Below are 21,318 nucleotides of genomic sequence, written 5' to 3'. Positions count from 1 at the left end.
TCAGGCGATGAAATCGATTTCGATTCAAGACAAACGCGCGGCGCTGCGAAAGCTTCTCGAGGGGCGGAAGCGAACGCCGAAAACCGCGCCGCTTTCCAGTGCCCAACAGCGGATTTGGTTCTGGGAGCAATTCCAGCCAGGGAGCAGCGTTTACAATCTTCCGTGTACGGTTGGAATCGAAGGTGTGCTGAATACAAACGCACTTCACGCGAGTTTGCGCGCCCTCGTCGAACGGCACGAGGTGCTGCGCACGGCCATCGTTTCCGAGCGGCAAATCATTCTGCCGGATGCCGATTTGGCCCTGCCTATCGTCGATCTCACGCACCTCGACGAGGCCGCACGCGCGGCGGAGGTCCGCCGCCTGTCCGACGAAGAAACGTCGCGCCCGTTCGACTTGACCGAAGGACGCCCGCTCCGCGTCAAGCTGCTGCGCACGGGCCCCAAAGACCACGTGCTGCTCTTTACGATGCACCACATTGCCTCCGACGGCTGGTCGATGAGCATCTTCGTGCGCGAACTGGCTGAGCTCTATCGTGCCCATACGACGGGCTCCGTGGCCGCCCTCGGTGAGCTTCCGATTCAATATGCCGATTACGCCGTCTGGCAGCGCGATTGGCTGGCCGGCGACGCCGCCCGGATGCATCTGGACTATTGGCGCGAGCATCTGGCCAACGCGCCGGCGCAGCTCGATCTGCCGACGGATCGCCCGCGACCCCACACCCGAAGCATGCGGAGCGCTCGTCATTCCGCCGTCGTGGGCGCAAACCTCACACACGACGTTAGGGCTCTGAGCAAGTGCGCCGGCGCCACGTTGTACATGACGTTGCTCGCGGCCTTCGATGTCCTCTTGTACCGCTATTCGCACCAGGATGACATCGTTGTCGGAACGCCGATTGCCAACCGCACGCGCTCGGAAATCGAGGGGCTCATTGGCTTCTTCGTCAACACGCTGGCGTTGCGCACGCACCTCGGCGGCAATCCCACGTTTCTGAACGTGCTCGATCGGGTTCGCGACGTTGCGCTCCAGGGATATGCCCATCAGGACATTCCCTTCGAGCAGGTCGTCGAGGCGGTGCGCGCCTCGCGCGAAACGGGAACGACCCCGGTGTTCCAGGTGATGTTCGCGCTGCAAAATGCGCCCGCGTCCACCTTGGAGCTTCCCGGTGTGACGTTGACGGTGACGGACTCGAATACCCACACGGGATTGTTCGATCTCACACTCACCGTGACGGAACTGCAGCCGGGCGGCGGGCTCGCGGTGGACTGGGACTACAGCCCCGACGTGTTCGACGAGGCCACCATCGCACGCATGGCGGCGCACTACGAGACGCTGCTCGGTGCCGTCGTTCGCGATCCATTGGCGACCATCGAGGGCATTTCCCTTCTCTCCGCGGCCGAGCAATCGCAAATCGTGGAAGGCTGGAATGACACGCGGACCGACCTTCCCGGTGTCGAGGCGCTCCACGAGATCTTCGAGCGGCAAGCCTGGGAAACGCCCGAGGCCGTGGCCGCGACCTACGAGGGTTTAGAGCTTCGATATGCCGAATTGGACGCACGGGCCAATCGACTTGCGCGCAGGCTGCGCCGCGCCGGGGTGCAGCCCGATGCGTGTGTGGGCGTATGCCTGGAGAACGGGCTCGAGCTGCCCGTGGCCTACTTGGCGATTCTGAAAGCCGGTGGTGCGATTGCGCCGCTCGATCCAAGCGCACCGGCGCGGCGGCTCGCAGCACACGGGGAGCTGGCCCTCGTGCTCGCGACCGAAGAAACGGCGGGCAAGCTGCAGGCGACGCCCTGGCCGGTGCTTTCGCTCGATGCGGAGGCTGCGTCGATCGCCGACGAATCCGACGAGCCGCTGCCCGCAATCGCCGCGCCCGAGCACGTGGCGTACGTGATCCACACCTCGGGCTCGACCGGCACGCCGAAGGGCATCTTGGTCACCCATCGGGCCATCTGCAATCGGATCCTGTGGGGGCAAATGGAACACCCGCTCACCACCGCCGATCGCGTCTTGCAAGTATCGTCGATTGGATTCGATGCTTCGATGTGGGAGTTCTTCGCCACCTTCGCCGGCGGCGCAAACTTCGTGCTCGTGCCCTCCGATCGGCAGAAGGACGTGGCGCACTTGGTCTCGGCCATCGAATCCGAGCGCATCACCTCGATGACCGTCGTTCCGTCGCTGCTCCAGGTGATGCTCGACGAAGCGCGCGGTGCGAAATTGCCGAGCCTGCGGCTCGTCTTTTGCGGCGGCGAGGCGCTTTCCCCTGCCCTGCGCGACGCGTTCGGCGCGTGCTCCGAGGCCAAGTTGGTCAATGTCTACGGTCCGAGCGAAGCCGCCATCGATACGACGTACCAGGATTACGACTCCGGCGAATCCAGCGCGACCATCTCCATCGGGCGCCCGATTGGGAACGTCAAAGTGCACGTGCTCGACCGCGCACAGGCCCCCGTACCCGTCGGGGTGGTGGGCGAAATGTACATCGGAGGTGCCGGCCTCGCGCGCGGCTACCTGGGCCGGCCCGATCACACGGCGGAACGCTTTCTGCCCGATCCGTTCAGCGAGGGCCCCGGCGGGAGGCTCTATCGAACCGGTGATCTGGCGCGCTACACGGCCGATGGCCGAATTTCCTTCGTTGGAAGGGTCGATCAGCAGATAAAGCTTCGAGGCATCCGCATCGAGCTCGGCGAAATCGAGACCGCGTTGCGATTGCATCCCGCCGTGCGCGAGGCCGTGGTGCTCGTGCGTAGCGAGCGCCTGGTCGCCTACCTCCTCGCCGAGGGCGAGCTCGACGCCGCGGGCCTGCGCGCCTTCCTGCGCGAGACCTTGCCCGAGGCCATGGTGCCGCCGGCGTTCGTCTTCCTGGACGCTCTCCCCTTGACCTCGAGCGGGAAGCTCGATGTGCGGGCGTTGCCCGCCCCCGACTTCAGCGGCCAGGCCACCGGGCGCGGTGGAGCCCCACGCAATCCGACCGAGGAACTATTGGCCGGCATTTGGGGCGATGTGCTGGGGAGTTCCGCCGTCGGGATTCGCGACGACTTCTTCGAGCTTGGCGGCCACTCGCTGCTCGCTGTGCAGATTGCCGCACGGGCGCGGGAGGTGTTCGGCAAGGAAGTGCCTATCCGGTGGCTCTTCGAGGCGCCCACCGTCGAGGGCCTGGCCGCCCGCATCGCCCGCGTGGATGCGGCGGCGCAAGCGGCGCCCGTCGTGCCGGTCCCGCGCGATCGCCGGCTGCCGCTCTCGCACGAGCAAGAGTCGCTCTGGGTAACCGAGCAGCTCTCGCCCGGACAGGCCACGTACAACATGCCGTGCGCCATCCGCATGCAGGGCGCCCTGGATCTTCCGGCGCTCGAGCGCGCCCTGTTCGAGCTCTGCGCGCGCCATGAGTCCCTTCGCACCACGTTTGCCATCGTCGATGGCGAGCCGTCCCAAGTGATCGCACCGCCCAGCGCGGTCGCCTTGCCGGTGGTGACGCTGTCGTCCCTACCCGATACGGACCGCGAGGCCGCGGTGCGGGCGCGCTTCGACGAGGATGCGCGCACGGGGTTCGACCTGGCCGCGGGTCCCTTGTTCCGCGCGCGCCTTCTGCGGCTGTCGGAGACGGACCACGTTCTTCTGACGTCCATGCATCACATCATCGCCGACGGCTGGTCCATGCAGCCGTTCGTGCGCGAGCTCGGGGCACTCTACGACGCGTTCGCCCAAGGGAAGGCGCCGTCGCTCCCGGCCATCACCACGCAATATGCCGACTACGCCGCATGGCAACGTGAGCGACTTCGCGGCTCGACGTTGCAAAAGCTCGTCGAATCGGCCGTGGCGTTGCTCTCCGGCGCGCCGGCGGCGCTGGATCTGCCCACGGACCATCCGCGCCCCGCCGTGCAGACGTTCACGGGTGCCACCCACACCGTGGCCATGCCGCGCCCCCTGCTCGAGGGACTGCGCACCTTGGCGCGACGCCACGGCGCGACGCTGTTCATGACGCTTCTCGCGGGCTTCGATGCGCTCTTGCATCGATATACGCACCAAGGCGATATCGTCGTAGGAACGCCCGTCGCCAACCGAGGGCGCACGGAAATCGAGAATATCATTGGCCACTTCGTCAACACGCTGGTCATCCGGACACGCCTCGACGACGATCCGACGTTCGGGATTTTGCTCGGCCGCGTGAAGGAGTCGGCGCTCGTCGCTTATGCCCACCAGGACGTCCCCTTCCCGCTGCTGCTGGAGAAATTGCAGCCGCCGCGCGATCCGAGCCGCTCGCCGGTCTTTCAAGTGATGTGCGAGCTGCAGAACATGCCCGCGAGCGATCTCGCACTCACCGGGCTATCGCTCACCACCGTCGAGGGCGAAACCAAGACGGCGAAGTTCGATTTGCTCCTCGTGTTCCGCGAAACGGCGGACGACGTGACCGCGGTCTTCGAATACAATACGGACCTGTTCGAGGCGGCGACGATCGCGCGCATGGCCACGCATCTCGAGACGCTGCTGGCGTCGGCCGTGGACGCGCCCGAGGAGCGTGTCTCCCGGCTCGAGCTCTTGCCCGCGGGCGAGCGCGCGAACCTGCTCGCGGAGCGCAATCGCACGGACACCGATTGGGACACCTCGGTGTGCTTTCACCATGTCTTCGAGGAGCACGTGCGGGCGAAGCCGGAAGCCGTGGCCATCGTATGCCATGGCACCTCGGCAACCTATGCGGAGGTCAACGCACGCGCCAATCGGCTGGCCCACGTGCTGCGCGCGCGGTTGGGCCATCGGGAGGTCATCCTCGGCGTGTTGCTCGATCGAAGCATCGAGTTCCTCGTGACCATGATCGCCGTGTTCAAGGCGGGCTACGCGTACGTGCCGCTCGATCCTGCGCTGCCACGGGCACGGCTGGAGAGCATGGTCCTCCTGGCGCGATGCCCCATCGTGGTGACCGAGGCCGCGCACGCGCCGCTCGCGGGTGAGATCGCCGGGGATCGGGCGCAGGTGCTGGACGTCGCCGAGGCGCTGAGCATGCCGGTTTCGTCGACGAACCCCGGCTTCCCCATCGACCCGAGCAGCCTCGCGTACGTGATCTTCACCTCGGGCTCCACCGGCGTGCCCAAAGGGGCCATGATCGAGCACCGCGGCATGTTGAACCACTTGCGGGCCAAGGTCGCAGACCTCGGCTTCACGGCCGCCGATTGCCTCGCACAAACGGCGACGCAAAGCTTCGACGTCTCCGTGTGGCAATTTCTCACGGCCCTCATGGTGGGCGGCCGCGTCTCGGTCTTTCGCGACGAGAGCGCGTGGGAGCCGTCGCGGCTCATGGCGCAGCTGGCGCGTGACCAGGTGACCGTCTTCGAAACGGTGCCCACGCACACGGTGCTCATCGTCGACGAGCTCGAGTCGGCACCCAAGCGTTACGATCTGTCGCGGCTGCGATGGCTCGTGGTCAATGGCGAGCCCCTCCTGCCCGATCTGTGCGCGCGCTGGTTCGCACGTTATCCCAACGTGCCCATGATCAATGCGTACGGGCCCACCGAGTGCTCCGACGACATTGCCCACTACAAAATGACGGCGGCCCCGTCCGGACCGTGGAAATACGTTCCCATCAGCGGCACCTTGCCGAACCTCCGCGTGTACGTGCTCGACGCGGAAATGCAGCCCGTCCCCGTGGGCGTCGCCGGCGAACTTTGCATCGGCGGCACCGGCGTGGGTCGCGGCTATCTGCACGCCCCGGAGCGCACCGCCACGTCGTTCGTACCCGATCCTTTCGGGGACACGCCCGGCGGGCGCCTTTACCGCACGGGCGACACGGTTCGGTACCGGCACGACGGCAACATCGAATTCGTGGGCCGGGTCGATCATCAAGTGAAGATTCGCGGCTTCCGCATCGAGATGGGGGAAATCGAAACGGCGCTGGCCGCGCATGCCGCCGTGCGCGAAGGCATCGTGGTCGCGCGAAACGATGCAGGGACCGAGGCGCGGCTCGTTGCCTACGTCGTGCCGCGCGAGCCCACGACGGGCGCCGAACTGGCCGGATTCCTGGGCGAACGTCTGGCCGCATACATGGTGCCGAGCGCGTTCGTCCTTCTGGAGTCGTTGCCGCTCTTGCCCAATGGAAAGGTGGATCGCAAGGCGCTGCCTGCCCCGCGCGATGCCGATTCGGTGCTTCAAGGCGACTTCGTGGCCCCGGAAACGGAAACCGAGGCCGCGGTCGCGGGAATCTGGGCCGAGTTGCTCGACGTGGCCCGGGTTGGCAGAACGGACGACTTTTTCCAGCTCGGCGGGCACTCACTGATTGCCATTCGCACCATCGCGCGCATTCGAAGCGCGTTTGGCATCGAGCTCAACGTGCGCACCTTGTTCGAGCGGGCCACCGTCGCGGGCGTGGCCGCGGTCATCGACGAACGCCGCGCCCATGCCCAGGTCGCACGCGCCGAACCGCTGCTCGATCTGGAGGGGATTCTGCGCGATGCCGCAGCCACCACGGCCCATCCGCCGCCGCATTACCAGTTGGCACCGTATCAATTGCCCGAGTGGTACATGCACGAGCTGGAGCCGACGAATCCGTTCTACAACGTGACCATCAGCGACGTGGTCCTCCACGGTGCCGTCGACGTGCCCGTCTTCGTCCGCGCCTGGCAGACGCTCATCGAACGGCACGACGTGTTTCGCACGCGGTTTCTCAACCGGGCCGGCGTGCCCGTGCAGGTCGTCGATCCGGCCTATCCGCTCGACGTGGCCGACGTGTACATCGACCGGCGCCACCTGGCTCCCGACGAGGTCGAGCGCGAGACGCGAACGCTGGTGGCCGATGTGGGGAGCGCGCCCTTCGACTTCGAACGCGGTCCCATCTTTCGCGTGAAGCTCGTCGAATTCCCCGATCAGCGCTTCCATCTCCTGTTTGCCATTCACCACATCGTCTGGGACGAGACCTCGACGATGAACTTCGCCCGCGAATTGGCCGAGATCTACAATGCCCACCGCGCGGGGCGCGCGCCTCGATTGCCCGAAATTTCCCTATCGTACGCGGCCTACGCGCACTCTATCCAGCGCGCCGTCGAGACAGGGCGCTTCGAGCGGCAGCGTCGATTTTGGGTCTCCAAGTTGTCACCGCCGCCGCCCGCGCTCGATCTTCCCATCGACTACCCACGCCCAGCCCTGCAGACCTTCCGCGGTTCGACGGTCTCGCAATGGCTGCCCGGCGAGCTCGCACGGGAGGTGGAGGCCTTCGTCCGGCGCGAAGGACTGACCCTGAACATTTTCTTCCTGGCCGTGTTGCAATTGCACTTGCATCGCATTTCCGGGCAATCCGACTTTGCCGTGGGCACGCCCATCGCCAACCGCGACGACGAGCGGCTCGACGCCATGCTCGGGCTGTTTGCCACCGCCATGCCCATGCGTTGCGCCATCAAGCCGGGGATGACCTTCTCCGATCTGCTGCGTGCGGCCAGGGATGGTGCCATCGAGGCGTACGATCATCACCATTACCCGAGCATCTTGGCGATTCAGGAGGTCAATCCCGAGCACGATCTGTCGCGCAATCGGCTGTTTTCCGTCATGTTCGGCGTTCAGAACAACAAAACGCGGCTGCTCCACGATTTGCGGTTCGATGGACTGAATCTCGAGTTCCTGCAGAAAGCGCAAGTTGCGGAATTCGAAACGGCGAAGTTCGATTTGACGGTGGTCGTCGACCAACTCGCCTCGGATATCGTCGCGCACTGGAACTTCAACAGCGATTTGTTCAAACCGGCCACGGCCGAGCGCATGTTGCGGCAATTTCTCTCACTGGCCGAGCAAGCGGCGCACGCGCCGTCGCAACCCATCGACGCGTTCGAGCTCGTGTCGCCCGAGGAAGCGCGCGCGCTCGCGGCCTTCAATGCCACGGACGTTCCCTGGAATCGCACCATCACGATTCACGGCTTGTTCGAAGCGCAGGCGGCGCGCACACCGGACGCGTCCGCGGTGGTCGAGGGAGCGCGGACGTGGAGCTACGGCGAGCTCGATCGCGCCGTGAACCGGCTGGCACGGCACTTGGTCGCGCTCGGGGTGCGGCCGGAGTCGCGGGTCGGCGTGCTGCTGGAGCCCTCGGCGGATATGGTCGTTGCCTTGCTCGCCATTCTGCGGGCGGGGGGAGCGTACGTCCCCATCATGCCGGGTGAGCCCGAGGAACGAAGGGACCGCATCGTTGCAGCCTCGGGCATGCGCGTGCTGGTCACCACGGGTGCCCTGGCCGAATCGGGCATCGCGTGCGAGAGCATCGTGCGGCTCGACGTCGACGATATCGGTGCGCTCGGCGACGTCGCGCATGCGAAGGTTCTGCCGCAGAACCTCGCGTACGTGATCTTCACCTCGGGCACGACCGGCGTTCCCAAAGGCATCGAGATCGGCCACGGCGGGGTGGTGAACCTGCTCCAGGCGACGCAGCGGCTGCACCCGCTCGAGGCCGGCGATCGCGTACTGTTCCTCACGCCGTACAACTTCGATGCGTCGGTGCTCGACGTTTTCTGGCCGCTGTCCGTCGGGGCGGCGGTGGTGGTTCCGCCCGCATCGGCGTCGAAACACGCGGTGCGCCTCGCGGAGACGATGGCGGAGCACAAGGTCTCGGCCTTCCAGTGCGTGCCCCTGATGTTGCAGTCGTTCATCGAGGCAGCGGAGGCCGGGGAGCTGCCCGACATCCCGTCGCTCTGGCTGGTCATCTGCGGCGGCGCCGCCTTATCGCGCAGCCTGCGCGATCGATTCGCGCGCCGATTCGAAGCCCGCTTGTCGAACCATTACGGCCCCACCGAGGTCTCCGTCGACGCGGCGGAGTTCGACGGACGCGGCGAGGTGGACGGCGACGTGGTGCCCATCGGCCGGCCGCTGGCCAACGTGCGCATGTACGTGCTCGACGCAGCGTTCCGGCAGCTGCCCATCGGCGTGGTGGGCGAGATTTACGTCAGCTCGCCCGGCCTCGCACGCGGCTACCTCGGCGAAAGCGCGCGCACGGCGGCAGCGTTTCTGCCCGACCCCTTCTCGCGGGTGCCCGGCACCCGGATGTATCGAACCGGCGACTTGGGTCGCTACCGCGACGACGGCAACGTCGAATTCATCGGGCGCGTCGACAAGCAGACCAAGGTGCGCGGCAACCGCGTCGAGCTGGAGGAAATCGACGTGCAGCTCGCGGCGCACCCCGCGGTGGGTCGTTCCGTGGTGCAAAAGCTCCAACGGGCCGACGCCGCCGATGCACTGGTCGCGCACCTCGAACTGCGCGAATCGGCCCTGAGCATTGGGCCTTCGCACCCGGGCCTGCGCCTGTTCACCCTGGCACAACGCCCCGAGCTGCGCAAAGCCGCAGAAGCCCTTCACGTGGAAGCTTGGCCAGCGTTTTTCGCGGGCGATTGCACCCTGCGAAACTATTGGACGCGCCTCGCCGACGAATTTCCCGAGTGCCAATTCGTCCTCACGGATGCGAACGATGCCGTCGTCGCCGTCGGAAATGCGATTCCGCTGGCATGGGACGGCACCACGGAGAACCTGCCGCAGGGCTGGGACGCCGGGCTCGAACGGGCCTTCGTGGATGCGGAGCGAGGAATCGTCCCCAATACGTACTTCATTCTCACCGGCGTCGCCTCGCGGGAGACCACGGGACGCGGCCTCGCCGCGGCGATCCTCCGGGCGCACAAGAACCTCGGGCATGCCTTGGGCTTCGAGCGCGTGGTCGTGGCCGTGCGCCCGAATGGCAAAATCACGGAGCCGGAAATCGATTTCGGTGTGTGGGCGCTTCGCCGCAGGGACGATGGCCAGCTCGAAGATCCCTGGCTGCGCACGCACGAGCGGATCGGCGGCAACATTCTCCGCGTGGAATATCGCTCGCAGCAGGTCCACGCAAAAATAGCCGATTGGGAAAAGTGGTCGGGCCGCACCTTCGATCGATCCGGGGATTACCTCCTTCCCGACACGCTTCAGGCCGTGCGCATCGACCTCGAATCGGGCTTTGGCAAATACGACGACCCTTGCGTGTGGGTCTCGCATCCCTTCCGCGAGGACGAGGTGTACACGTATGCGCACGTCGACGGGCGCGCACTGCGCACCTTCATGAAGCGCGCGGTACCGGATTACATGATTCCCGATCATTTCCGAATCGTGGGAACCATGCCCCTGACGTCGAGCGGCAAGGTCGACGAGGGCGCCCTTTCCCGGGTGCTTCTCGAGACATGGAACAAGCGCACGGTGCCCGCGCAAACGCGCACGCAGAAGCGCCTGGCGGACATCTGGAGCCAGGTGCTCGGCGTGCCGAGCCTGGGCATCACCGACGACTTTTTCGAACTGGGCGGCCACTCGCTCCGCGCCGTCGAAATGCTGGCCAAGGTCTCCAGCGCCTTTGGCGTGGACATCGGACTGCGGGACTTCTTCCTCGCGCGCACCGTGCGCGACTTGGAAAAGCACATTTTGGCACGCGTCCCCGAGGAGGCGCCGAGCGTCAAGCCATCCAGTCCCTACGTGGATGGCATGGGCGAAGAAGCCGTAGGTATCTCGACGGGGCACCATGGGGAGATCCTCCAAGGCGTGACCGAACGGGATGGGCGGCTGCACCGGGTACTGGTCACCCTGCCCTGCCCTTTGATGAAGTCCGAAGCGTCGTTCGTGCCGGATCGCAGCGGCGCCGTCGCCGTGGAGCCGCCCTGGAAGATCAAAGCGCAGCGCGCCGCGGAGCTCGCGCTGGCTTGGGCGCAACGCGAAAACTGGGGCGGCCGGCTCGAGCTGCGCAGCAACATCCCCATCGGGTGCGGTCTGGGCTCCTCCACCAGCGACGTCCTCGCGGCCATCCGCGCGGTGGCCACGGCCACGCGCAAGGTCATCGCGCCGGAGATCATCGCCAAGCTCGCCGTGCAGGCAGAAACAGCCTCGGACTCGCTCATGTTTCCCGATCGGGCCGTACTCTTCGCCCACCGCGAGGGACGCGTCGTCGAGGATCTCGGCGGCCCGCTTCCCCCGCTGGAGGTCCTGGGCATCAACACCGACACGGCGGGCATCGACACGATCGAGCTGACCCGCGCGCGCTACGACAGCACGGAAATCGAGGGCTTCCGAGTGGCCATCGGGCTCCTCCGGCGAGCCGTGCGCGATGGAGACCCGCGTCTGCTGGCCCGCGTGGCCACGGCCGATGCGCGCGTGAGCCAGCGCTACCTTCCCAAACCGCACTTCAAGAAGCTGGAGGAACTGGCCGAGAGCGTCGGCGCCCTGGGGCTTCAAGTGGCCCATAGCGGAACGGTGGTCGGCCTTCTCTTCGATCCCCAGGAGTCGCGCAACGGTGAACGCATTGCGCGGGCCAAAAACGCAGTCACGAAACTCGGTTTTGGAACCACCTGGCATTTCCGAACATTCGAATAACGAGGATGACCCACGATGGCGATTCGCACTTCGCAGTCCGATATCATCGAAGCCTTGGTATTACCGCGCATCGTGCGCCTGGGGCCCAATCTTTATGGTGCGGCCTTCAACCTGATGAAGCTCTTGCCCGCCCGCTTCATCCTGGACCGGGCGCGTGCGACGGGAACGCTGGAGCCGGGCGGCGTCGTGATCGAGACGAGCTCCGGCACCTTCGGACTCGCACTGGCCATGCTCTGCCGCCTGCGCGGTTACCAGCTCATTCTGGTGAGCGATCCGGCCATCGAGCCCCCGCTGCAGCGCCGGCTGGAACAACTGGGCACTCGGGTGGAAATCGTGCGCGAGCCCGCCCCCGTGGGCGGCTACCAAGGGGCGCGGCTCGCGCGTATGGCCGAATTGCAAGCGGAGTTTCCCCTGCATTTCTGGCCCTCGCAGTACGACAATCCGGACAACCCGCGCGCCTATGCGCCGTTTGCCGAATTGCTCGTGGAGACCGTGGGGCACGTCGGCGTTCTGGTCGGTGCCGTGGGCTCCGGCGGCTCGATGTGCGGAACGGCGTCGTACCTGCGGCGCGTGTTCCCCGAATTGACCGCCGTCGGCGTCGATACGCATCGAAGCACGCTGTTCGGGCAGGCCGACGGCAAACGGCTGCTGCGCGGTCTCGGCAATAGCTTGATGCCCCGCAACGTCGACCACACGATCTTCGATGAGATCCATTGGGTGGGCGCGGCCGACGGCTTCGGAGGAACCCGCGCGCTTCACGCCGAGCACGCGCTGTACATGGGGCCGACGAGCGGCGCCGGGTACCTGGTGGCCAAATGGTGGGCGGCGCGGCGACCGGAGGGGAATGTCGTGGTGACCCTGCCCGACGAAGGGTACCGATACCAGGACACCGTCTACAACGATGCATGGCTCCGTGTGAATGACGTGTACGGAGATGGCCTTCCCGATCGACCGCGCCGGGTGAATCACCCGCACGATGCAGGTCCCGATTGGTCGTACCTCTCGTGGAACCGCAAGTCGTACGCGCACGTCCTCGGGACAACGTTTTCGCAAGACGCGGTGTCGCCGTGAGTCGCCCGCGCATTGCGTTCGTCGAGAGCAACACCAGCGGCACCGGGCGCCTGTTCCTCGCGGCGGCGCGCGAGCTCGGGTTTCAGCCGATCATGCTGACGTCCGCGCCCGAGCGGTATCCATTCCTCTCCGCGGAAGACTGCGACGTGGTGACCCTCGACACGGGCGATACGGCGGCCCTCGTCGAAGTCTCCCGCGAGCTATCCCGAAAAGGCCTCGCGGGGGTGACGTCGAGCTCCGAGTACTTCGTGGTCGCTGCGGCACGGGTGGCCTGGCAGCTCGGTCTGCCCGGCCCCGATCCGGTGGCGCTGGCCAGCTGCCGCGACAAGCATCTGCAGCGGCAGCGGCTCCGTGCGGCGGGCGTGGCCATCCCGGACTTCCGTGCGGCGGAGACGCCGGAGGACGCCGTGCGTGCGGCGGAGGCCTTTGGATTCCCCGTCATCGTGAAGCCGGTCAGTGGCTCCGGCAGCGTGGGCGTGGCCGCATGTTCGTCGCCCGAGGGCGTGCATGCGCATGCCGCGGCGCTGCTCGGGCAAGCCGTGAACGAGCGCGGTCAGCCGGTCCCGCGCATGGTTCTCGTCGAGACCATCGCGCAGGGGCCCGAGTACTCCGTGGAGACGTTCGATCGCACCGTCGTGGGCGTCACCGCGAAGCACCTCGGAAGCCCTCCCTACTTCATCGAGGTCGGGCACGATCATCCCGCGCCACTGCACACCGTGGAGCGCGACGCCCTCGCCAGGATCACGCGTGCCGCACTCGATGCGCTCGGCCTGGGATTCGGCCCGGCCCACACGGAAATTCGATATACCGAGTCGGGGCCGGCGATCATCGAGGTCAATCCGCGCCTGGCGGGCGGATTCATTCCCGAGCTCGTTCGCCTGGCCACCGGCGTGGACTTGGTGCGAAACACCGTCGCGCGCATCGCGCGGCAACCGGCTCCGTGCGAGCCGTTGCATCGGCGGCATGCGTCCCTGCGCTTTCTTCTCCCGCCGGCCGAAGGCTCCCTGGCACGCATCGACGGCCTCGAAGCGGCGGGGCGCCTGCGCGGTGTCGCGGAAGCGCGCATGTACGGCGCCGTGGGGTCCCAGCTCGCGTGCCGCCACGATTTTCGCGACCGCATCGGGCACGTGATCGCCACCGGTGCGACCCCGGAAGACGCCATGGCCACCGCCGATCGGGCGCGCGAGCAGGTGCGGCTCACCGTCACGCCGGCGCGGGGAGCGTGACATGGAAAACACCGGGCGCATTACCCGCACCATCCGCCGAACCGCGCGCGATATCCTGTTTGGCGCGACGGCCGATGCGGCCATCGATGCCGAGCTACCCTTTATCGCGCAGGTGGACCGCGCGCACGTGGTCATGCTCGCCGAGAGCGCGCTCATCGACCGAAATACCGCAGCGTCCCTCCTGGCCGCCATCGACGAGCTCCGCCAGCGTCGATTCGAGCCACTGCGTGGCCGTGCCGCACTGCGCGGAGTGTACCTCCTTTACGAAGATTACCTTATTGGCAAAACCGGTATGTCCGTGGGCGGCATGCTTCAATTGGGGCGTTCGCGCAACGACCTCAATGCCACCGCCCAAAAGCTCCGCCTCCGTGCACCCTGGCTGCGGCTCGTGCGCGAGTCCTTGCGCCTGCAAGCGATCTTGCTCCGCCGTTCGCACCGGTACGCCGGCGTGGTCATGCCCGCCTATACCCACTTCCAGGCGGCCGTGCCCATCACGTATGGGCATTACCTGGCGGGCATCGGCTCCTCGCTCGATCGCGATCTCGATGCGTTGCTGGCCACCGGATCCCTCTTCGATGTATCCCCGCTCGGGGCCGGTGCTGTCGGTGGAACTGCGCTTCCCATTCGAGCCGAGCGCACCGCGGAGTTGCTCGGTTTCGTGCGACCGACGCCCCACTCCATCGATGCCGTGGCCTCGCGCGACGGTGTGCTCCGCGTGCTCGCGGCGGCGTCGATCCTCGGGGTGACCCTCAGCCGCGTGGCCACCGATTTTCTTCTCTGGAGCACGTCGGAATTCGACTTTCTCTCGTTTCCCGATCACCTCGTCGGGTCGAGCTCGATGATGCCGCAGAAGCGCAACGTGTACTTCCTCGAGCACGTGCAAGGCCGCGCCGCATCGGCCCTCGGGGCCTTCACCCACGCCGTCCAGGCGTGCCATGCCAAGCCGTTCACCAACTCCATTGCCGTGGGCACCGAGGCCGTCTCCGCGGCCTGGGACGCCCTGCGCAAGACCACGGAGGCGGTGATCCTGCTGCGTCTCATCGCCGCCGAGGCCGAGCCACGGCGTTCCAGCATGGAGGCGCGTGCGCGCGACGGACACACGTCGGCCACCGAGCTGGCCAATCGCCTCGTGGGCCAAGGCGGCGTTCCCTTTCGAACGGCGCACCACACCGTGGGCTCGTTCGTCCGCGCGGCACTCGAGAACGACCAGCCCCTGGAAGACGTGGCCCGCCACGGCTTGCGCGAAGCCGGGTCCAACGTTTCCACCGAGGGACTCGATGCCGCCTCCGTGGCCACGGCATCGCAGTACGGCGGGGGCCCCGGTTCGACGAAGCTCGCGGTGAAGGAGCTCACGTCCCATTGGAGCGCGCATTGCGCACGTCTTCGGGTGAGGACCCAATCTTGGAGAGCGGCCGACGACGCGCTCGATCGTGCAGCAGCTCACATCTTTTCCAACGCATAAGGAGCCCAGTATGAAAACGGACGAGAAACGCCGCGTGGTTGCGTGCGTCGACAATCGGGTCGGATACGAAGCGTTGCGCATTCTTCTCTCGAACGACGTGACGGAGTTGTGCGCCGTCATCGTCCATCCGGAGAAGACCATCACGTTCGGCAAGGAAATTCGCGCCCTCTGCGAGAGGCATGACGTCCCCGTGTTCGACATCGATGAAGCGCGACTCGAGTTCGACACGCTCGTCGCGCACCTGGAACCGGATTTCCTGCTCAGCATCTATTACGATTACATCCTCGACGATCGGTTCCTGAGCCTTCCAAAAATCGACGCCATCAATCTTCATCCTGGCTATTTACCTTACAACAAAGGATTCTATTATTATGTTTGGTCGGTGCTGGATGGGACGCCCGCCGGGGTCAGCCTGCACCGCATGGTGGCGGAGGTGGACAATGGCGACGTGATTGCCCAGGCCCGCGTGATGGTCGCGCCCGAGGATACGGGCGAAACGCTGTATCGCAAACACGAGGACGAGGCGATCCAACTCTTTCGAAATACGTGGCCCGCCATCGCACGCAAAGAATACAAGCTTTATCCGCAAGCCCACCCCGGAACGCATCACAAGCTGCGCGAAATGCGCGCCCTTCTCAACCTCGATCCGCACGCGACGACCACGGCGCGTGAGCTCATCGACATGCTGCGCGTATGCACCTTTCCGGGGCGCGCAGGGTGCACGATTGCCCTCGACGGGCGCACCTACCAGATCAATTTGAGCCTCCGCGAAGTGCGCGACACCACCGCGTCACTTCCAGGGAAGCGTGCCGCCAAGTCCTCCGATGCGGCGGAGCGCTCGACGTCCACCAACCTCACGGTGTCGCCCAGCGTCGCCGTATCTCGCAACATGGCAGGAGCGAATTCATGAACCCCAATCACATCGTACTTGCATATTCCGGCGGCCTCGACACTTCTGCGGCGCTTCGCTTCCTCAAGGAACGCTTTGGGTGCAAGGTCACCGCGTACTGCGCCAACCTGGGCCAGCGCGAAGATTGGAAGAAGCTCGAGCAGCGCGCCAAGGCTGCCGGCGCCGACGTCTTCTACGTCGACGACGTACGCGGCCACTTCATCGAGAACTTCGTATTTCCGGCGCTCAAGGCGAATGCCGTTTACGAGAGCCACTACCTCATGGGAACACCCCTCGCGCGCCCGGTCATCGTCGAAGGCATGATTGCCTATGCACGGCGCGAGGGCGGCGATGCGCTGGCCCACGGTTGCACGCCGAAGGGTAATGACCAGGTTCGCTTCGAGCTATCGGCCATCCTGCTGGACAAGTCTCTGCCCACGATTGCCCCGTGGCGCCTCTGGGATCTCGCATCGCGCGAGGATTTGCTTCAATATTGCGCCAAGCACGACATTCCCATTCAGCACAGCAAGGAAGACCTCTTCTCGCACGACGAGAACCTGGTCCACCTGACCACCGAGGGCGAATACCTCGAGGAGATCGAAAACGCCTTCCAGTGGCAGCACGCGAGCTGGATCACCCCGCCCACCAAGGCACCGGACCACGTCGAGCGGGTGACCATCGATTTTCGCGAGGGCGTACCGATTGCCATCAACGGCGAATCGCTTTCGCCGGTCGACATCGTGGTGAAGCTCAATGCGCTCGGCGCGCGCAACGGCGTGGGGCTGCAAGACATCATCGAGAACCGCATCAACGGCATGAAGGTGCGTGGCGTCTTCGAGAATCCGGCCTTGGTCGTCCTGCACAAAGCCCACCGCGGTTTGGAGTGCGCCACCCTGAGCGGCGAGGTTGCCCGCGTGCGCGACCTGGTGGTGAACGAGTACAGCCAAATCGTCTACAAGGGACTGTGGTTCGCGCCGGAGCGCAAGGCCATCCAGGCCATGGTGGACTACAGCCAGCGCCACGTCAGCGGGGAGGTCTCCATCGACCTCTACAAGGGCTCGTGCACCGTCGCCGCCGTGCGCAGTGAGCATTCGCTCTATTCGCGCGACTTGGTCACCTTGCACCGCGGCGTCGAGTTCAGCGGTGACGATGCCACCGGCTTTCTGCGCACCATGGCCCTTCGCTACCAAATCGAAGGCGACCGCGAGCTGCGCATGGCGCGGGGCCGTCGATGAAAGCGCCCTCGAATCCGTGGGCGGGGCGCTTTCGCGAGGGCATGTCCGACAGGCTGGTGCGATTCAACACGAGCCTGCCCATCGAGACCCGCCTGTTCGAGGCCGACGTGCGCGCATCCATGGCCCACGTGTCCATGCTGAGCGCGACCGGCCTGCTCACCGCCGAAGAAGGCGCCGCCTTGGAGCGAGGACTCGGCGCGATCCGCGAGGACTGGCTGGCGGGCCGCATCGAGCTCGATCCCGAGCTCGAGGACATCCACATGAACCTCGAGATGCTGCTCACCGAGCGTCTCGGCGAGGTCGGAAAGAAGGTCCATACGGCGCGCAGCCGCAACGATCAACAGGCCGCGGCGCAGCGGATCTTCTTCAAGGAGTCCACGTTGCAGCTGGCCGAGCGCGTGAAGCTCCTCGAGCGCACCTTGCTCGAGCATTGCAAGCAACATGGCAATCTAGTCATGCCCTCGTATACACACTTGCAACGCGCGGAGTTCACCAGCTACGCGCACTGGGCGAGCACTTACGTGGTCATGCTGGATCGCGACCGCACGCGTCTGCTCGACTGCGTGCGGCGCGCGGACGAGTGCCCACTCGGCGGTTGCGCTTCGACGGGGAGCTCGCTGGGCATCGACCGCTGGAAGACCGCCACGCAGCTCGGTTTCCGGCGCCCCACGATGCACAGCATCGACTCGGTCTCGGACCGCGACTACCTCGTGGAATTCACCGGGCACGCGGCACTGCTCATGGTCCACCTCTCGCGGTTCGCCGAAGAGATCATCGTCTTCACGTCCCAGGAATTCGGCTTTTTGCGCCTCGCCGATGCTTATTGCACCGGTAGCTCCATCATGCCGCAAAAGAAGAACCCCGACGTGCTCGAGCTGGTGCGCGGAAAGGCCGCCACGGCGATGGGCGACGCCATGAGCCTGCTCGCCTTGGTGAAGAATTTGACCCTCGGGTACAACAAGGACGTCCAGGAGGACAAGACGTCGTGGTTTTCGGCCTTGGACGCGTGCATGTCCAGCGTCGACATCATGAGCGACATCGTGCGAACGATGGAACCGGTGGCCCACCGGATGCGCGAGGCTACGCGCAGCGGTCACATTCTCGCCACGGAATATGCCAATTACCTGGTGCGCCGCGGACTCCCCTTCCGCGAAGCCCACCACGTCGTCGGCGAATTGGTGCGCAAAGCCGAAGACCGCGGCGTCGATGTCTCCGAGCTCGACGTGTCCGAGCTCCGCGCCGCCTACCCTCACTTTGCGGACGACGTGCGCGAGCTGACCATCGAGGGCGTCATCCGTGGCAAAAATTCGGCCGGTTCGTGCGGCGCGGAAGCCATGGCCCGACTCTACGACGAACTGGAAACTTTACTCCAATCCCCTACTCAAACCAGAGGAGACCGAACCAAGGAACTAAACACATGAGCACAGATGACGACAAATCGATCTACAAAGTCGTAGTCAATCACGAAGAACAATATTCCATTTGGCCGAGTGCGCGGGACAATGCTCTAGGGTGGAACGACGCTGGAAAGGTCGGCACCAAAGACGAATGCCTCGCGTACATCAAGGAGGTGTGGACAGACATGCGACCCTTGAGTTTGCGCACGGCGCAGAATGCGAGCGCCGTATGAAAGAGGACGACCTGCCCGTGCCCAGCGACGGAAACATTTGGCAGAATCGGAGTTTCCTGCTGCTCTTTGCCGGAGAAGGCATTTCGGCACTCGGCGACGCGGTGACCATGACGGCCATTCCGTTGATGGTCATCCAGGAGACGGGGTCGGGCACGCAGGTCGGCATCGTAGCCCTTTTGCAATTCATTCCGCAGGTAGCATTCTGTCTGCTGGCGGGGGCATTGGCCGATCGATGGAATCGGCACCGCATGATGCTCGCATCCAACGTGGGGCGTGCCCTGCTCACCATGTTGGTTCCCCTCGCCAGCATCCTCGGGCGGCCCGTGGTACCGCTGCTTTACCTGATAGCGGTACCGCTCGGCCTTCTCGGTGCCATGTTTGCAGCTGGATACCAGGCCGCGCTTCCGAGCCTCGTTCGCAAAGAGCAGCTCGGGACGGCCGCCGGGTATGTCAACGCCTCGGTCACGCTCGGCTACATCATGGGGCCAGCCATCGCCGGGGCGCTCGCCCACACGCTGGGTGCGGGCACCACCATGGCCATCGACGCGGCGACGTTTCTCGTGTCGGTGACTTTGCTCACGTTTCTAAGGGTCCCTGCGCATCCAGGTCATTCCAAACCGGGCATCATTGGCGACTTGTGGGAGGGCGTCGCCTTCACCTTTCGTCAGCCGTCGATGCGCGTGCTCACGTCGCTCGTTCTGCTCGAGTCCGTGGCGAGTGCGCCGCTGGTCACGGCCATCACGGTGCACGTCGTCCGCCATGGAATGTCCTCCGCGGTGCTGGGGACGATCCTCTCGGCGGGCGGCCTGGGCGCCGCCAGCGGATACGCGCTCGGCGGAAAGCTCGCCCACGGGCGCGCCAAAGCCGTGCTCCTCGGCAGCTTGGCCGGTGCAGGCATTGTCAATCTGTTCATCGGTCATTTCACCTCGCCGCTCCCGCTCATCGCGGGCGTATTTCTCTCGAGTGCGCTGAATGCATCGTTTCTCAGCGTCAACCTCGCCCTGCGGCTGCCGCTCATCCCCGACGAGCTGCAAGGCCGCGCCGGCAGCACGATGCAAACCTTCGCCATGGCCGCCATGGGCATTGGAACACTCGTCGGCGGTGCCCTCATCGATTGGACGAGCGGAGCCTCCGCCATTCGCGCATCCGGCGCCGCGTGCCTTCTCGTGGGCTGCGTCTTCGTGAGGGCGAAGCCTTACCCGGAGGTTCCCGCATGATCCGATCGCAGAACGAGAAATCCATAACTGATGAGCCCTCCCTCATGGCCCGGGCCCGCAATTGGCTTTACCGCAAAGGTCCCGAGCCCGCGCCCGGCCAATGGGCACGCCTGCACGCGTACCTGCGCGATCTGCACGAATACGAACCACGCATTCTACCGGCGCTTCGAAGCCTCCGCGGCATGCCGGACAGCTTTGCGTTGCTCGAGTTTCACCATCCGACATTGCGCATCTACAGCGGGCGCGAAATCATCCTGTTCGACGATTGCCGCTACCTCTATTACCGACTTCCGGGAGCGCTCCCCAATGGCGGGGGCTTCGTCGAACCTGGCCGTTACCGACTCCGCTGCCGCGCCCCGCGCGATGCGCACGACCGGATTCTCGAATTGGAAAAGACGGGAGACACGTCGTTCCAATGGATTTCCCAAAGGGCGCGCGTGCCGGACGAGCCCACACCGCCCAAGGCTGGGGAGCTCGATTATTCGTGGATCGTGGGGGAGCTGGAAGACCTTGTGGTGCGCTGGCTGCAATGGCACACGGCCGCATTGGCCATGGCGAGCCTTTGCCTTTCGCCCAATGCCAACCGCACCCTGTTGCACCTCGCCCGACGTGCCCCGCGCGACAACGCCCGCCTGGGCAACGAGGCCGACACCCTCGCCCGCGCCATCCTGACGCCGCGCAAGTGAACTCACCCGAGGTGGCGGCGCACCTCGTTCAAGATTTCCTCGGAGAGCTCGTCATCGGTCACCCCGCGCGCAAGAACGATGGCGCCCACCATGGCGGCGACGTCGTGGATCGCCTGGCTGCGCGCGCGGCGCTTGCTCTTCCACGGGAAGTGGCCCGCAAACTTCGAGATCAGGTTGCGAACGTGCGCCGTCAAGGCGCGGCGCAACCCAGCCTCGCGGCTGCATTCGGGACCTAGCGACGCGATGATGCAACCCGCACCGGGTGCGTCGCGATGCATCGTGGAGAGGTACGTCGCGATGTACTCCGCTTTGCCGCGCTCGGAAGGCGGCGTGGCCTCCAACTCGGTGAGGAACTTCGACGAGGCGTGCTCAATGCTCGCCTCCATGAGCTCCTGCTTCGAGGCAAAGTGGTTGTAGAACGGTCCATGCGTCAGGCCGGTGGCCTCCATGAGCTCGCTCACGCTGACTCCGGCAAAGCCACGCTCGCGAAACAGCTTCGCAGCCTCGTCCAAGATGCGTTGGTGCTTCTCTGCCGTTTCGGCTGCCGGGTATCGCATGCGGTCACTC

At 65.5% G+C, this 21,318-nt stretch carries 11 protein-coding genes; 10 read left to right on the top strand and 1 reads right to left on the bottom strand.

The features are described from left to right. The first annotated feature begins 7 nt into the window (after positions 1–7). From LVJ94_17100 to LVJ94_17055, 10 genes are read left to right on the top strand one after another with little or no spacing between them, the layout of a single operon-like run. A complete protein-coding gene (locus tag LVJ94_17100; protein WXB08941.1) occupies positions 8–11,335 on the top strand; it encodes an amino acid adenylation domain-containing protein in 11,328 nt (3,775 codons plus the stop codon). A 15-nt stretch (positions 11,336–11,350) separates the two neighbouring features. After that, a complete protein-coding gene (locus tag LVJ94_17095) occupies positions 11,351–12,406 on the top strand; it encodes a cysteine synthase family protein (GenBank protein ID WXB08940.1) in 1,056 nt (351 codons plus the stop codon). After that, complete coding sequence (locus LVJ94_17090; protein ID WXB08939.1) at positions 12,403–13,632, top strand: ATP-grasp domain-containing protein; 1,230 nt, start codon at positions 12,403–12,405, stop codon at positions 13,630–13,632. The genes LVJ94_17095 and LVJ94_17090 overlap by 4 nt, the downstream gene beginning before the upstream one ends. 1 nt (position 13,633) lies before the next feature. Continuing rightward, a complete protein-coding gene (argH, locus tag LVJ94_17085; protein ID WXB08938.1) occupies positions 13,634–15,094 on the top strand; it encodes an argininosuccinate lyase in 1,461 nt (486 codons plus the stop codon). A gap of 10 nt (positions 15,095–15,104) precedes the next feature. Then, a complete protein-coding gene (locus tag LVJ94_17080) occupies positions 15,105–16,004 on the top strand; it encodes a hypothetical protein (protein ID WXB08937.1) in 900 nt (299 codons plus the stop codon). Then, positions 16,001–17,218, top strand: a complete 1,218-nt coding sequence (locus LVJ94_17075; protein WXB08936.1) for an argininosuccinate synthase — start codon at positions 16,001–16,003, stop codon at positions 17,216–17,218. Before LVJ94_17080 ends, LVJ94_17075 begins: the two co-directional genes overlap by 4 nt. Next, the gene (gene argH, locus LVJ94_17070) at positions 17,215–18,639 is read left to right on the top strand and encodes an argininosuccinate lyase (protein ID WXB08935.1); all 1,425 of its coding nucleotides are present in this window, start codon (positions 17,215–17,217) and stop codon (positions 18,637–18,639) included. Before LVJ94_17075 ends, argH (LVJ94_17070) begins: the two co-directional genes overlap by 4 nt. Beyond that, positions 18,636–18,848 carry an MbtH family NRPS accessory protein gene (locus tag LVJ94_17065; GenBank protein ID WXB08934.1) on the top strand — a complete coding sequence of 71 codons (213 nt, stop codon included), beginning with the start codon at positions 18,636–18,638 and terminating at the stop codon, positions 18,846–18,848. Before argH (LVJ94_17070) ends, LVJ94_17065 begins: the two co-directional genes overlap by 4 nt. Next, on the top strand, positions 18,845–20,065 hold the full coding sequence (locus LVJ94_17060) for an MFS transporter (GenBank protein WXB08933.1): 1,221 nt from the start codon (positions 18,845–18,847) through the stop codon (positions 20,063–20,065). The genes LVJ94_17065 and LVJ94_17060 overlap by 4 nt, the downstream gene beginning before the upstream one ends. 44 nt (positions 20,066–20,109) lie before the next feature. Then, positions 20,110–20,751, top strand: a complete 642-nt coding sequence (locus tag LVJ94_17055) for a hypothetical protein (GenBank protein ID WXB08932.1) — start codon at positions 20,110–20,112, stop codon at positions 20,749–20,751. 2 nt (positions 20,752–20,753) lie between these two features. On the opposite strand, the gene LVJ94_17050 is transcribed toward LVJ94_17055, so the two are convergent. Continuing rightward, positions 20,754–21,308: a TetR/AcrR family transcriptional regulator gene (locus tag LVJ94_17050; protein WXB08931.1), complete on the bottom strand. Its 555-nt coding sequence runs from the start codon at positions 21,306–21,308 to the stop codon at positions 20,754–20,756. Positions 21,309–21,318 lie beyond the last annotated feature (10 nt).

The sequence above is a fragment of the Sorangiineae bacterium MSr11367 genome (assembly GCA_037157805.1).
Classification (GTDB): domain Bacteria; phylum Myxococcota_A; class Polyangia; order Polyangiales; family Polyangiaceae; genus Pendulispora; species Pendulispora rubella.
This window is presented reverse-complemented; position numbering and strand designations above follow the sequence as displayed.

Excerpts from the sequence above, each read along its gene's own strand:
- LVJ94_17055 (WXB08932.1), top strand. The coding sequence starts at position 20,110 with ATGGCCCGGGCCCGCAATTGGCTTTACCGCAAAGGTCCCGAGCCCGCG.
- LVJ94_17095 (WXB08940.1), top strand. The coding sequence starts at position 11,351 with ATGGCGATTCGCACTTCGCAGTCCGATATCATCGAAGCCTTGGTATTA.
- LVJ94_17100 (WXB08941.1), top strand. The coding sequence starts at position 8 with ATGAAATCGATTTCGATTCAAGACAAACGCGCGGCGCTGCGAAAGCTT.
- LVJ94_17075 (WXB08936.1), top strand. The coding sequence starts at position 16,001 with ATGAACCCCAATCACATCGTACTTGCATATTCCGGCGGCCTCGACACT.
- LVJ94_17080 (WXB08937.1), top strand. The coding sequence starts at position 15,105 with ATGAAAACGGACGAGAAACGCCGCGTGGTTGCGTGCGTCGACAATCGG.
- LVJ94_17060 (WXB08933.1), top strand. The coding sequence starts at position 18,845 with ATGAAAGAGGACGACCTGCCCGTGCCCAGCGACGGAAACATTTGGCAG.
- LVJ94_17065 (WXB08934.1), top strand. The coding sequence starts at position 18,636 with ATGAGCACAGATGACGACAAATCGATCTACAAAGTCGTAGTCAATCAC.
- LVJ94_17050 (WXB08931.1), bottom strand. The coding sequence starts at position 21,308 with ATGCGATACCCGGCAGCCGAAACGGCAGAGAAGCACCAACGCATCTTG.
- argH (WXB08938.1), top strand. The coding sequence starts at position 13,634 with ATGGAAAACACCGGGCGCATTACCCGCACCATCCGCCGAACCGCGCGC.
- argH (WXB08935.1), top strand. The coding sequence starts at position 17,215 with ATGAAAGCGCCCTCGAATCCGTGGGCGGGGCGCTTTCGCGAGGGCATG.